At 34.8% G+C, this 15,664-nt stretch carries 9 protein-coding genes; 4 read left to right on the top strand and 5 right to left on the bottom strand.

Translation table 11 applies throughout. The annotated features are described in order from the left end of the window. The first annotated feature begins 247 nt into the window (after window positions 1-247). A complete protein-coding gene (locus V6246_RS08890) occupies window positions 248-2,836 on the top strand; it encodes a phosphoenolpyruvate carboxylase (protein WP_341560069.1) in 2,589 nt (862 codons plus the stop codon). A gap of 360 nt (window positions 2,837-3,196) precedes the next feature. On the opposite strand, the gene V6246_RS08895 is transcribed toward V6246_RS08890, so the two are convergent. From V6246_RS08895 to V6246_RS08910, 4 genes are all read right to left on the bottom strand, one after another. Then, window positions 3,197-4,429, bottom strand: a complete 1,233-nt coding sequence (locus V6246_RS08895; RefSeq protein WP_159018583.1) for an ammonium transporter — start codon at window positions 4,427-4,429, stop codon at window positions 3,197-3,199. A gap of 22 nt (window positions 4,430-4,451) precedes the next feature. Beyond that, window positions 4,452-4,790 (bottom strand): P-II family nitrogen regulator, encoded by a 339-nt coding sequence (locus tag V6246_RS08900; RefSeq protein ID WP_042502472.1) that lies wholly within the window; start codon window positions 4,788-4,790, stop codon window positions 4,452-4,454. Between the two features lie 155 nt (window positions 4,791-4,945). Beyond that, window positions 4,946-6,235: an ammonium transporter gene (locus V6246_RS08905; protein ID WP_159021089.1), complete on the bottom strand. Its 1,290-nt coding sequence runs from the start codon at window positions 6,233-6,235 to the stop codon at window positions 4,946-4,948. Window positions 6,236-6,315: 80 nt separating this feature from the next. After that, the gene (locus V6246_RS08910; RefSeq protein WP_341560070.1) at window positions 6,316-7,320 is read right to left on the bottom strand and encodes an outer membrane beta-barrel protein; all 1,005 of its coding nucleotides are present in this window, start codon (window positions 7,318-7,320) and stop codon (window positions 6,316-6,318) included. A gap of 452 nt (window positions 7,321-7,772) precedes the next feature. On the opposite strand from V6246_RS08910, the gene gltB reads away from it, so the two are divergent. Together gltB and V6246_RS08920 are read left to right on the top strand one after the other, a co-directional pair. After that, window positions 7,773-12,287, top strand: a complete 4,515-nt coding sequence (gltB, locus tag V6246_RS08915) for a glutamate synthase large subunit (protein WP_341560071.1) — start codon at window positions 7,773-7,775, stop codon at window positions 12,285-12,287. Between the two features lie 3 nt (window positions 12,288-12,290). Further along, complete coding sequence (locus V6246_RS08920) at window positions 12,291-13,754, top strand: glutamate synthase subunit beta (RefSeq protein ID WP_341560072.1); 1,464 nt, start codon at window positions 12,291-12,293, stop codon at window positions 13,752-13,754. Window positions 13,755-14,039: 285 nt separating this feature from the next. On the opposite strand, the gene fbp is transcribed toward V6246_RS08920, so the two are convergent. Then, on the bottom strand, window positions 14,040-15,047 hold the full coding sequence (fbp, locus tag V6246_RS08925; RefSeq protein WP_074936831.1) for a class 1 fructose-bisphosphatase: 1,008 nt from the start codon (window positions 15,045-15,047) through the stop codon (window positions 14,040-14,042). 124 nt (window positions 15,048-15,171) lie between these two features. On the opposite strand from fbp, the gene V6246_RS08930 reads away from it, so the two are divergent. After that, on the top strand, window positions 15,172-15,657 hold the full coding sequence (locus V6246_RS08930) for a GNAT family N-acetyltransferase (RefSeq protein WP_159018587.1): 486 nt from the start codon (window positions 15,172-15,174) through the stop codon (window positions 15,655-15,657). Window positions 15,658-15,664 lie beyond the last annotated feature (7 nt).

The following is a 15,664-nucleotide window of genomic DNA, read 5'->3' on the forward strand; positions in this document are numbered from 1 at the left end:
TTGATAAAAATGACATATATCATACTTTAAGAATGTACAATGTTTTTATTTCTGAGTCTTATTGTAAAGAAAAGCTGAGATTCCAGTATTTGCCATTATAAAGAATATGGCATTATCAACTTTTTTTTTAATTATTCATAATAAGGAATCTACAAACAACAAAAATTGATAAAACTTCAAACAGCTTTCGCTCTTTAAGATTTCCTTTAGTACTTTTATGTTTTAATTTTAGAATAGAAAGAAAAAGATGTCTGTAGAGCCAAAATTAACACGATTTAATCAAAGTGTGTTGTCTAAATACCAAATTTACAATAGTATTTTTATGACACTACCTTTTGATACTATTACAAAAACCGGCGTATTACTGCCGTTGTTTCACGAAACTTGCGAAAAAGGATTTGCACAAGGTGATAACCCAACAACCATTGTAGATACGTTTTTCCAAAAATATCAAGGTCGTAGATCTGAAGAAAGTCAAATAAACCTATTATTCCGTTTTATTCAATATATAGAGCGCCAAGTGGTGTTGTTTGATGCCGTAGAAGATGCTGCTTTCCCTATTGTAAACAATATGGATGGTATTGGCACACTTAGAAACCTTAAAGAAAAAGCAACTTCAGAAAATAAATTAGAACTTCTTCAACAATACCTAGAAGAGTTTAAAGTACGTATTGTTTTAACGGCTCACCCTACTCAATTTTACCCAGGTTCGGTTTTAGGTATTATTACCGATTTATCGAAAGCTGTTAAAGAAAACAACCTAAATGGCATTAACGATTTGTTTGCACAATTAGGGAAAACACCTTTCTTTAAGCGTGAAAAACCAACACCTTATGATGAAGCAAAAAGCTTAATTTGGTATTTAGAAAACGTATTTTACAAATCGTTTGGAGATATTTACAACTATATCCAAACTAACATTTACGACGATACTAAAAAGCATAACGAAATAATTAACATTGGCTTCTGGCCAGGTGGCGATAGAGACGGAAATCCGTTTGTAAAACCGAACACAACAATAAAAGTTGCTAAAAAATTAAAACAAGCTATACTTAAAAAGTATTATGCCGATTTAAAAAACCTAAGACGTAAACTTACGTTTAGAGGTGTAGAAGAGCGTATTATTAAGCTAGAAACTATTTTATACAACTTTAGTATAAACTTAAATACCGAAAAAACAATTACAGCTCAAGAGCTGCTTAACGAATTATTAAGCATTAGAGACGTTATAGAAGCCGACCACCAATCGCTTTACATCAACGAAATTAACAGCTTAATTAATAAAATTAATCTTTTTGGTTTCAACTTTGCAACTTTAGATATTAGACAAGATAGCCGTATTCACCATACCGTGTTCACTACAGTTATCGATAAGTTAATAGAAAACAATCACCCATCGTTTCCTAAAAACTATCACGATTTAACAGATGATGAGCAAGTTAAAATCTTATCAGAAGTAAGTGGAGATAAAATTGATATCGATGTTTTTGAAGACGAAATGGTAAGCAACACGCTTAAAACCATTAAGGCCATCAAAAAAATACAGAAAACTAATGGTGAGCGCGGTGCAAACCGTTACATTATTAGTAACAACCAAACTGCATTAAACGTTATGCAACTTTTTGCAATGCTAAAATTAGTAGCATTCCAAGACTATTTAACGGTAGATGTTGGTCCACTTTTTGAAACTATACCAGATTTAGAAAACGCACCAGACGTAATGGAGCAGCTTTACAGCAACCCTACTTACCGTGCACATCTAGAAAAAAGAGGAAACAAGCAAACTATTATGCTAGGTTTCTCTGACGGAACAAAAGATGGTGGATACCTTATGGCAAACTGGGGTATTTACAAAGCTAAAGAGCGCCTAACAGCCATTTCTAGAAAACATGGTATTACAGCCATTTTCTTTGACGGTCGTGGCGGACCTCCTGCTCGTGGTGGTGGAAAAACACACCAGTTCTACTCATCTTTAGGTCCAACAATCGAGGATAAAGAAGTACAATTAACCATACAAGGGCAAACTATCAGTTCTAATTTCGGAACTCTAGACTCATCTCAATACAACTTAGAACAATTAATAAGTTCTGGTATTTCTAACCGCATTGGCAAAAATAACGAAGCCATGAGTGAGGAAGACAAAATTGTAATGAACGACCTAGCCGAAACAAGTTACACCGCTTACAAAGACTTTAAAGGTCATGCCATGTTTATACCATATTTGGAGCGCATGAGTACTTTAAAATACTATGCAAAAACAAATATTGGTTCACGTCCATCAAAACGAGGCACATCAGATAAGTTAGTCTTTTCAGATTTAAGAGCCATTCCTTTTGTAGGGTCTTGGAGTCAGTTAAAACAAAACGTACCAGGATTCTTTGGTGTTGGTAAAGCATTAAAAGCTTACGAAGACCGCGGAGAATTCCATAAAGTTGAACAACTTTACAACAACTCAAAATTCTTTAAAACACTGTTAGAAAACAGTATGATGTCTTTAACTAAATCGTTTTTCGATTTAACAAAATACATGTCTAAAGACGAAGAATTTGGTGCATTTTGGGATATTATTTATAACGAATACCTATCAACAAAATCCTTACTTTTAAAACTAACCGGTTATAAAGAACTTATGGAAAACGAGCCAGCAGGCCGTGCCTCTATTCAAGTTCGTGAATCTATTGTGTTACCATTGTTAACAATACAACAATACGCGCTTAAAAAGATTCAAGAATTAGAAAAAGCCGAAGTTAGAGACGAAGAACAAATTAAAATATTTGAAAAAATTGTTACCCGTTCATTATTCGGAAACATTAATGCAAGTAGAAACTCTGCATAATAAAACATTCAAATTAAATATAAAAAGCCTCCAACTATGGGGGCTTTTTTACGTTAAAACACCTTCTATTATTTTTATTAGGGCGCAACCCCAAAAAGGGGTCGGGCTATACGCTACAAGTCCGCGCTACCGCAATTACCATTGCAGCAGCTGTGGGCTTTTCACTACTATCCCTTGCGCATATATCGCAGCGATAGTTTAACCATACAAACACTACCCCTAGACGCCAAATAAACAAACAAAAGCATACTGAACATCCAAACGATAACATCTAAAAAATTCATCAAACAAAAAAGGTGTTTTGCATAAAGCAAAACACCTTTTTAAAATAATATAATTGATCAGTTAAATAGTTCTCTTCTAGTGATCGTTAGATCTAAAATCTGGATAAGCTTCCATGCCATGCTCATGAGCATCTAAACCTTCTAGCTCTTCTCTTTCAGAAACTCTAATACCAACAACCTTCTTCAAGGTAAATATAATAATAAAAGAGGTTACTAAACAAAAACCAGCATAACAAGCTACACCAATTAATTGCGCCAAGAAGTTATGTTCTGGGTTTGTAGAAAAGATACCTACTGCTAAAGTTCCCCAAATACCACAAACTAAATGCACAGCAATAGCACCTACAGGATCATCAAGTTTTAAAGCATCTACACAACTAACAGCTAAAACAATAAGTATACCTGCTACAGCACCAATAATAATAGCACTTGTAGGCGACATAACATCTGCCCCAGCAGTAATACCAACTAAACCACCTAAAATACCATTTAAAAACATGGTTAAATCTAGGTTTTTATATTTAATAAAAGTGAATAAAGCAGCAACCACACCACCAGCAGCAGCAGCTAAACACGTTGTTACTAGAGTTAAAGATGTTAATTCCGGATTAGCAGAAAGCACAGACCCTCCGTTAAAACCAAACCATCCTAACCAAAGGATTAAAACACCTGCCGTTGCTAACGGTATATTATGACCAGGAATAGCCTGAGGTTCTCCATTTTTAAATTTACCAATACGCGGGCCTAATAAGAAAACAGCAACTAATGCTGCCCAACCACCTACAGAATGCACTAAGGTAGAACCTGCGAAATCGTAAAAACCTAATTGATCTAAAAATCCGCCACCCCATTTCCATGAGCCAGCAACTGGGTAAACAAACCCAACGTAGATAATAGTAAAAATCATAAAAGGTCCAATTTTCATACGTTCGGCAACAGCTCCAGAAACAATAGTTGCAGCAGTTGCAGCAAACATACCTTGAAACAAGAAATCTGTCCAATACGTATAACCTTCATTATATGTTAAATCTAGAGCACCTTCCGCAGTTAACGGAGCCTCTAAACCAAAGCCTGCAAAACCAAAAATTCCAGCAGAACCTTCAGCAAAACCAGGGTACATTAAATTAAAACCTACTAAACAGTAAAGAAGTAAGCCGATAGTTATTATAAGAATATTTTTAAATAATATGTTTAATGTGTTTTTTTGTCTTGTTAGCCCAATTTCTAAAAATGCAAAACCAGTATGCATAAAGAAAACTAAGGCCGTACAGATCATCATCCATACATTATTTATTGTAAGTAATTCCATTTTGTTAGTTTAATTGTGTTATTTATTTTAATGTGTCACTACCTTTTTCTCCGGTTCTAATTCTGTAACACTCTTGTACATCTGATACAAATATTTTACCATCACCAACTTCTCCTGTTCCAGCAGAGTTAATAATTGTTTTTACGGTAACATCGGCAAAATCATCATTTACAACTATAGATAAATATCTACGTTGTATATCACTAGTACTATAACTAACACCACGATAAACATGCCCCTCTTTTTCGTTTCCAAGACCAGTTACGTCCCAGTAAGAGAAAAATATTACACCAACATCATGCAAAGCTTCTTTCACTACACGATATTTGGATTTCCGAATAATGGCTTCAATTTTTTTCATAATTTCATTTCTTAAATATGTTTAGTTTGTTAAGGTAAAAATTATTTGAATTCTATAAAACTAGAAGTTCAAAAGGTTTTTTTGAATTATCATAAACGCTTAAAAAGATGCCTTTTTGAGGCATCTTTTTAATCATTTATAGTAAATAATAGTTTTTATTCTTCGTCGATCTCTCTTTGTCTCTTACCATGGTAAGCGATAGATCCATGCTCTGTCCAGTCAAGACCAGCAATTTCTTCTTTTTCTGTAACTCTTAATCCAATAGTTTTCTTCATAATAAATAAGAAAACAAAAGACAAAACAATAGCCCAAGCTGCGTAAGCTAAAACTCCAATAGCTTGTGCGCCTAATTGAGCAGCACCTCCACCATTAAGAATTCCAATTCCAGCATCACCATCGATACCCCAAAGACCTATAACTAAAGTTCCCCAAGCACCGCAAATACCGTGTACTGAAATAGCACCTACAGCATCATCAATTTTTAATGTTTTTTCTACAAAACCAATTGAAAATACAACAAGAATACCACCAACAAGACCAGCTAATACAGCACCACCTTCGCTCATGTTTCCACAACCAGCAGTAATACTTACTAAACCAGCAAGTGCACCATTTAAAGTCATACTTAAGTTTGGTTTTCCATTTTTAATCCATGTTAAAAGTAAAGCACCTAAAGCACCAGCAGAAGCTGCTAAGTTTGTTACTAAAACAACTTGAGAAGCTGCAGTAGCATCATCACCACCCCAAGCTAATTGAGAACCACCATTAAAACCGAACCATCCTAACCAAAGAATAAATACACCTAAAGTAGCATACATTTGGTTGTGACCGTGCATTTCAACAGGCTTACCATCTAAGAATTTCCCAATTCTAGGACCTACCATCCAAGCAGCAACAAGTGCAGCCCATCCACCAACAGAGTGAACAATAGATGATCCAGCAAAATCGATAAATTCAGCAGGCATAATACCATCAGTGTTGTTTAACCAACCACCGTTCCATTCCCAACCACCAGCGATAGGGTAAATAAAAGCAGTTAAAACAATACTAAAAATAGCGTAAGTTGTATATTTTGTTCTTCCGGCTACAGCACCAGAAACAATAGTTGCAGCAGTTGCAGCAAATACAGTTTGGAAGAATAAATCGGCAGCACCTTGAGAGAATGTAAAACCTCCCCAGTGGAAAAATCCACCACCTTGATCTGCTCCGTACATTAAAGAGTATCCTATAAACCAGAAGGCTAAAGAACCTACTGCAATATCTAGGAAGTTTTTCATGGCAATGTTTACAGCATTCTTAGAATCTGTCATTCCAGACTCAACTAAGAAAAAACCTGCTTGCATAAAGAATACCAGAATACCAGAGATTAGCATCCACATCATCCCCATATCACCTTCAATAGCAGCGGTATCTTGAATTAATAAAGGTAAATTTAATATTGACATCATATTATATTTTTTTGGTTAGTTAATAATAGCACTATTAAATCCCCGCTTTAAAAACGAGGATTTATAATATTGTAAACTTAGAAAGAGTAAATTGCAGCTAAAGTAAATGCAGCTAAGCTTTTAGAAGCTACCCCATCACTATCTGGAAAATTAATTACATCTTCAGAAGCACTATCTAAACGTAATTCAGGCTTAATAATTAAATTTTCTAAAGCATAACTACCTGTTAATGTTACTCCTAAAATACTCTCGTCTGCTGATAAATTTCCTAAAACTCCTCCATCTTCAAGTTGTTGAAAATATTCTGCTCTTAATCCTACTGTAAAAGAATCAGAAGTTGCTAATTGAGGGTATAATGCCGCGCCGTAAAAACCAGCACCGTCATTATCTTGGTAAGCAGCATTTATCCCTAAAAAGAAATCATCAGACAAATCAAAACCACCTGTATAGTCTACTTCAAATCCAAGACCTGCACCACCATCATAATAAAAGTTTAAGAATTGTCCAGAATACCCTAATTGAGCACCTAATGCATAATCCCCTGTCATGTTATTATTAACATCAGTAACATTCATTAAAGCAGCCATTAAACTAAAATCATCAGATAAAGCAAAATCTGCTTTTAAACCAACATGAGAAAACGGACCATAAGAGAATAAATAAGAAGTACTATAGTTAAAGTTACCTACTGGAGATATTACTTCGTAACCTAAGTACGTATTAAAACGCCCCATTGTTAGTGTTGTGCTTTCAGATACATTCCAATAAGCATATAATTGATTAATAAAAACATCTGAACCCGACCCTACAGCCTGTAAACCTCTAGTTCCAAAAGCTAAATCTGCTACCATACCAGTTGTTGCACCTTCGTAAGAAGCAATAATGTTAGCCATTCCTAATGCAAAACCTGTTTGATCAGCAAATGAAGACTCAGTTGCTGGAGATCCAACATCCGATGCAGTTAAAACAGTTCTGTAGTAAGCATCTACACTACCACTAATTGATAATTTTGATTTCTCTTCTTCCTGTGCAAATAAGCTACATGCTGCAAAAAGCATTGAAAGTGTGATAATTTTTTTCATAATTGTGTTTATTTTAAAGTTATAAGTTATTGGTTTATTCGTTAAGAACACTCCAAAACTAGGGCAAAATATTTTAAACCCCTCAAAAAACAGGGGTAATTCATTAACTTTTATCAATTACATAATTTTATCCCTTGTTTTTTAGGGGTATCTTCATAAATATTTTTATTTTTTGATTTTTCAACAAACACATTGTTTGAATTATTGTCAGTCTTTTACAAAATTTTATAGCATTCTTTCTATTAAAGACACCAAACATTACCATTAATTCATATATCTATAATATTGACTAAAAAAACCGAATTGAGTATTTATTAAAAAACAGACATATTATTGATATATACCTATTTTAATCTTCGCTTCGCCTAAAAAATCGAAATAATGATTTACGGTTATGGTATATTAAATAGGAGTACATATCTTTACAATTCAACTCAAGTTTTTAAACGATTATGCTGAAGAAACAAGGACTCTATTTACCGGAATTTGAACACGAAAACTGTGGCGCTGGTTTTATTTGTAATCTTAAAGGAGAAAAAACAAATCAAATTATTCACGACGCGTTAGAAATTCTAGTAAAATTAGAACACCGTGGTGGCGTTAGTGCCGACGGAAAAACTGGTGATGGTGCTGGTTTATTAATTGATATCCCACACGACTATTTTAAACGCGTATGCGATTTCAATATTCCAGAACAAAGAGAATACGCCGTAGGTATGGTGTTTTTACCAAAGGTAACAAACCAATATAATTTTTGTAAAACTACTTTCGAAAACGAAATTAAAGGGCAAGGGCTTTCTATTTTAGGATGGCGTGAAGTTCCTGTAGATTCGTCTCAACTAGGCCCTATCGCTTTAGCATCTGAACCTAATATTGAGCAGCTATTTGTTGGCAAAACAGAAGACATTACTGATGCCGATTTTAAAGCTAAATTATATGCTGCAAGAAAAATAACAGAACACACTATTAGTCAATCTAAAATTTCTGAAAGCAACTACTTCTACGTACCAAGTTTCTCTACTAGCACGTTAATATATAAAGGTATTATTATGCCTGAAGATATTGGACCATACTATACAGATTTACAACAAATAGATTTAGTAACTCGTTTAGCGCTGGTTCACCAACGTTTCTCAACGAATACTATGCCAACTTGGGAGTTGGCACAACCGTTTAGATACATGTGCCAGAATGGTGAAATTAACACCCTTCGTGGAAATGTGAGTAGAATGCGTGTTCGTGAAGAAATCATGAAATCTGATGTTTTTGGACCGCAAATAGATAAATTATTCCCAATTATTCTTCCAGGAAAATCCGATTCGGCTTCTATGGATATGGTTGTAGAATTATTAACACACACAGGCAGATCGTTACCAGAAATCATGATGATGATGATTCCTGAAGCATGGGAGAAGCATGCTACCATGTCTGAAGAGCGTAAAGCTTTTTACGAGTACAACGCATGTATCATGGAACCTTGGGATGGTCCAGCGTCTGTACCATTTACAGATGGCGATTATGTTGGAGCTTTATTAGATAGAAATGGTTTAAGACCTTCTCGATATACAATAACTAAAAGTGGTAAATTAATCATGTCATCAGAGATTGGTGTGGTTGATATTGCTCCCGAAGATGTTGAAAGACACGGACGTTTAGAGCCAGGAAAAATGTTCTTGGTAGACATGAACAAAGGTCGTATTATCGAAGATGAAGAAATAAAAAGTAAAATTGTTTCAGAAAGACCATATAAAGAATGGTTAGACAATACAAGATTACACTTAAAAGACGTTCCTTATAACAACGAAACCTGTTCGATAGAAACTATTGATATCAAAACAAGACAACGTTTATTTAACTATACGTTTGAAGATATTCAAGAAGTTATTACACCAATGGCAATTGTTGGTAAAGAAGCTTTAGGTTCTATGGGTATCGATACACCATTAGCAGTTTTATCGGATAGACCTCAACTTATTTCAAACTACTTCAAACAATTATTCGCACAAGTAACAAACCCACCGTTAGATGGTATTCGTGAAGAAATTGTAACTGATATTAGTTTAAACCTTGGTAAAGACAGAAATATTTTCAGTATTACCGATAGACAATGTAGAAAACTTAAAATTCAAAATCCGGTAATTTCTAATCCCGATTTAGAAAAAATAAGAAATATTTCAATTGAAGGTTTTAAAGCTGAAACGATTCAAATGTTATATCCAAAAACACAAGGACTTAATGGTCTGGAAGATGCTTTGGAAGACGTTATAGTACAGATAGAAAAAGCATTAGATCGCAAAACAAACATCATTATCCTTTCAGATAGAGGTGTAAATCAAGAATTTGCTCCAATACCTTGTTTATTAGCTTGTTCTTATGTAAACCACCAATTAAACCGTTTACGTAAGCGTTCTTACTTCGATATTATTATCGAATCTGCAGAACCACGTGAGCCACATCATTTTGCAACTTTATTTGGTTATGGCGCATCTGCTGTAAACCCATATATGGTGAACGAAATTATTAGAATGCAAGTTAAAGAAGGCTTCATTACTGGTATGGACGAGCAAAAAGCCGTTGATAATTTCAACAAAGCGATTGGAAAAGGTATTTTAAAAGTAATGAACAAAATCGGGATCTCAACATTACACTCGTATAGAGGTTCTCAAATTTTCGAAATTGTTGGTTTCAACTCTCAATTTGTTGAAAAATATTTCCCATACACCGCTTCTAGAATTGAAGGTATTGGTTTATATGAAATTGAAAAAGAAATTAACGAACGCTATAAACAAGCCTACCCAGATAATTCTATTGATAAAAACTTAGGTTTAAATATTGGTGGTGATTACCGTTGGAGAAGAAATGGCGAACGTCACTTATTCAACCCAACAACAGTTGCTAAACTTCAACAAGCAGTTCGTTTAAGCGACCAAGCTAGTTATGATGTTTACGCAAAAGCAATAAACGAACAGTCGGAAAACTTAATGACCATTCGTGGTTTGTTTGAATTCGATAACTTAGATCCAATTCCTTTAGATGAAGTAGAACCATGGACTGAAATCGTTAAACGATTCAAAACAGGTGCTATGTCTTATGGATCTATTTCTCGTGAAGCACACGAAAACTTAGCCATTGCCATGAACCGTATTGGAGGTAAATCTAATTCTGGTGAAGGTGGAGAAGATCGTAGACGTTTTCAAAAAGATAGTAATGGCGACAGTAGAAACTCTGCAATTAAGCAGGTAGCTTCTGGTCGTTTTGGAGTAACTTCTCACTACTTAACAAGTGCGAAGGAGATTCAAATAAAAATGGCTCAAGGTGCAAAACCTGGAGAAGGTGGACAGTTACCAGGACATAAAGTATTGCCTTGGATTGCTGAAACAAGAAACTCAACACCTTTTGTTGGTTTAATTTCACCACCACCGCATCACGATATTTATTCTATTGAAGATTTAGCACAGCTTATCTACGATTTAAAAAATGCAAATCGTGAAGCAAGAATCAATGTGAAATTAGTTTCAGAAGTTGGTGTAGGTACTATTGCTGCAGGTGTTTCTAAAGCAAAAGCAGATGTAGTTCTTATTTCTGGTTATGATGGAGGAACAGGAGCTTCACCGCTTACCTCTTTAAAACACGCTGGTTTACCTTGGGAACTTGGTTTAGCCGAAGCACAACAAACATTAGTTTTAAACAACCTTAGAAGCCGTATTGTTGTAGAATGTGATGGCCAATTAAAAACAGGTCGTGATGTTGCAATAGCAGCTTTATTAGGAGCTGAAGAATTTGGCTTTGCAACAGCACCATTAGTAGCTTCTGGATGTATCATGATGCGTAAGTGTCATTTAAATACATGCCCAGTTGGTATCGCAACTCAAGATAAAGAGTTACGTAAAAACTTTAAAGGCACACCAGAGCACGTTATTAACTTCTTCTACTATATTGCTGAAGAATTAAGAGCAATCATGGCGCAATTAGGTTTTAGAACTTTAGGAGAAATGGTTGGGCAAACGCACAAAATCAATTCAAATAAAGCTATAAACCACTATAAAGCAAAAGGTTTAGATTTATCAGCTATTTTACACAGACCAGAAGCATACAAGCATATGTCTGTTAAAAATACAGAGCAACAAGATCACAACTTAGATAATGTTATTGATTTCAGAATTCTTAAAGATTCGCATCGCGCACTTTACAGAAAAGAAAAAATGAACTTATCATACCCAATAAAAAACACAGACCGTTCAGTAGGAGCCATTGTAAGTAACGAAATTTCTAAAATTTACGGACACCTTGGTTTACCAGAAGATACTTTAAATATTAAGTTTACAGGTTCTGCCGGTCAAAGTTTTGGAGCTTTTGGTGCACACGGTTTAACATTTATGGTCGATGGAAATACCAACGATTATCTAGGTAAAGGTTTATCTGGTGCTAAATTAATTGTGAAGAAACCTGCTAAAGCAGACTTCTTAGCCGAAAACAACATTATAGTTGGTAACGTTTGTTTATTTGGAGCCGTACAAGGTGAAGCATACATTAACGGTATTGCTGGAGAACGTTTTGCAGTAAGAAACTCTGGAGCAACTACAGTTGTAGAAGGTGTAGGTGATCACTGTTGTGAATACATGACAGGTGGTAAAGTTATTGTTCTTGGATCTACAGGAAGAAACTTTGCAGCTGGTATGAGTGGTGGTATTGCTTATGTTTACGATCCAGAAAACAAATTTGTAAACGGACTTTGTAATACTGAAACTATCGAGTTTGAAGATATTACAGCAGAAGATGCAGAAGATTTAAAAGCAACAATTCAAAAACACGTAACATATACCGAAAGTAAATTAGGTAAACGATTACTAGAAGATTGGGACACAAGCTTAAGCAATTTTGTTCGCGTTATGCCAACAGAATACAAAAGCGCTTTAATACGCTTAGCAACTGAAGAACCAATGGTAGAAGAATTAACAATAGGATAGGAAATGGGAAAAGTAACAGGATTTAAAGAATTTGAAAGACAAGATGAAACTTACACGCCCGTATCAGATCGTGTTAAGGATTATAAAGAATTTACCGTTCCATTAAAAGAAGAAGAGATTACCAAACAAGGTTCTCGTTGTATGGATTGTGGTATTCCATTTTGCCATAGTGGTTGCCCACTTGGTAATTTAATACCAGATTTTAACCATATGGTACATCAAGGTGAGTGGCAAAAAGCCTCTTGGTTATTACACTCAACTAACAATTTCCCGGAATTTACAGGTCGTTTATGTCCTGCTCCATGTGAAAAATCGTGTGTACTAGGTATTATTGAAGATCCCGTGGCTATTGAAAATATTGAAAAAAATATTGTAGAGCGTGCCTTTAAAGAAGGTTGGATTAAACCACAACCACCAAAAACTAGAACAGGAAAAACTGTAGCCGTTGTAGGTTCTGGTCCTGCTGGTTTAGCCGCTGCTCAACAATTAAATAGAGCCGGACACACCGTTACTGTTTTTGAACGTGATGATGAAGTTGGTGGATTATTACGCTACGGAATTCCTAATTTCAAAATGGAAAAAGGAATTATCGATCGTCGTGTAAAAATATTAGAAGCTGAAGGAATCACTTTTAAAACCAATGTAAATGTTGGTGTAAACTATGATGTTAAAGACTTAAAAGCTTTTGACTCTTTAGTATTATGTGGTGGAGCAACCGAAAGAAGAGGCTTACCAACACCTGGTGCAGATGCAGATGGTGTAGTACAAGCTATGGATTTCTTAACACAACAAACTAAAGTCGTATTAGGTAAAGAAGTTAAAGACCAAGTATTAGCAACCGACAAAAACGTAATTGTTATTGGTGGTGGTGATACAGGGTCGGATTGTGTTGGAACATCTAACCGTCATGGTGCAACATCGGTAGTTAATTTTGAAATTATGCCGAAACCACCAGGACACCGTTCTGCAACAACGCCGTGGCCTTTCTGGCCATTGCAGTTAAAAACATCTTCTTCTCACGAGGAAGGCGTTGAGCGTAACTGGTTAATTAACACCAAAGAATTCATAAAAGATGCAAATGGTAAACTAACAGCTTTAAAAACAGTAAATGTTGAATGGAAAATGGTTCCTGGTGAGCGTCCACAACTTATTGAAATTGCAGGTACTGAAAAAACATGGCCTTGTGATTTAGCTTTATTAGCTTTAGGTTTTACAGGACCAGAAAGTACATTAGCCGATAAATTAGGTATTAAAAAGGATGCCCGCTCTAATTACAAAGCAGACTACGGTAAATACCAAACAAACGTGCCAAATATATTTGCTGCTGGAGATATGCGCCGTGGACAATCATTAATTGTTTGGGCTATTTCTGAAGGCCGTGAGGCTGCTAGGCAAGTTGATATTTATTTAATGGGTAAATCTAATTTACCTTCTAAAGATGTTACTGGCGATTTAGTAGCTATGTAATATTGATAATAATATAGTGTACAAAAAATGCGAGCCTTAGAGCTCGCATTTTTTATATCATAATATTTATAATGTGTCACTCCAAATAACTGTTTACATCTTACGGAAACATGTAAATTAGAGCTATTCTTCCTAATTGAATACCCTTAATTTACAGCTAGTAATTTTTTATCTAAAATTAGTTAGTCCAATAACAATAAACTTTATAAAATCAATTTCCAATTTATTGAACAAAAAAAATGCGAACCAAAAGGCTCGCATTTTTCATTATAAACTTATTAGCTATTACTTAGCGTTCTTCATAAACTCTTCACACTTTAACACCATGTTTTTACTACCACAAATAAATGGCACACGCTGGTGAAGCTCTGTCGGATCTACATCCATTGTTCTAGTAAAACCATCACTTGCAAAACCATTAGCTTGCTCAGCTAAAAAGGCCATTGGGTTACATTCATAAAGCAAACGTAATTTCCCATCAGGATTTTTAGAACTTTGTGGGTAAAGGTAAATACCACCTTTTATCATATTTCTATGAAAATCCGACACCAAAGATCCAATATATCGCGAAGTATAAGGTCTATCTCCTTCTTCTTGTTGACAATATTTAATATAATTTTTCACACCTTGAGGAAAGTGAATATAGTTTCCTTCGTTTACAGAATAAATAGTTCCATCTTCTGGAAATTGCATATCAGGATGCGATAAGTAAAACGATCCAATCGCTGGGTTTAAAGTAAAACCATTAACACCGTCTCCTGTTGTGTAAACAAGCATAGTCGATGTACCATAAACCACATAACCAGCTGCTACTTGTTCGCTTCCTTTTTGTAAAAAATCGTCTAAAGTTACAGGTGTTCCTACTGGAGTAACACGTCTGTAAATAGAAAAAATTGTTCCTACAGAAACATTAACATCAATGTTAGACGAACCATCTAAAGGATCAATTAAAACAATATACTTATTTTGATGGTTTTCATCTTGACTGTTTATCGCAATAAAATCATCTTCTTCCTCACTTGCAATCCCACAAACAATATTTCTTTTAGTTAGCGTTTGTATAAACTTATCGTTTGCATAAACATCTAGTTTTTGTTGATCTTCGCCTTGAATATTAGTATCACCAGCAGCACCAATAATATCAACCAGTCCGGCTTTATTTACTTCATGGTTTACAACTTTTGCCGCTAATCGAATAGAATTCAAAAGGCTAGACAATTCGCCCGAGGAATATTTAAACGACGACTGATTTTCAATAATAAACTCTCCTAAAGTTTGTTTTTTGTGAGACATAAAAGTGTTTTGTTTTGTTTGTGCAAATATCTATAAAAAATAAGAAACTACAACGTTTTCGTTAAAGTTATGTACCCAAACATATTTAACTTTAAAGTATATTTGAAAAAATTTAATTTTCATTATGGATTTTACAATAAGAAACGCCAAAAAAGAGGATATGCCACAAGTTCTCCACCTAATCAATGAGTTAGCCGTTTTCGAAAAAGAACCCGATGCGGTTGAAGTTACCTTAGCAGATTTAGAAAATGATGGCTTTGGAACCCAACCCGCTTTTCATTGTTTTGTTGCTGAAACCGATAAAAAAGTAGAAGGTATTGCTCTGGTTTACAACCGTTATTCTACATGGAAAGGTAAAATAATTCATTTAGAAGATTTAATTGTGAGTCAGAAAATGAGAGGTTCGGGTATGGGCACAGCTCTTTTAGACGAAGTTGTAAAATACGGACACAATAAAGGCGTTAAACGTATAAACTGGGAAGTTATTGACTGGAACGAACCAGCTATTGCTTTCTATGAGAAAAAAGGCGCAAACGTTATGCGAGACTGGGATGTAGTTCAATTAGATGAAGCAGGCATAAAAACGTATATTGAAAAATTGAATATCTAAAATCTAT

This window comes from Algibacter sp. TI.3.09, assembly GCF_038154905.1.
Classification (GTDB): Bacteria; Bacteroidota; Bacteroidia; order Flavobacteriales; family Flavobacteriaceae; genus Algibacter.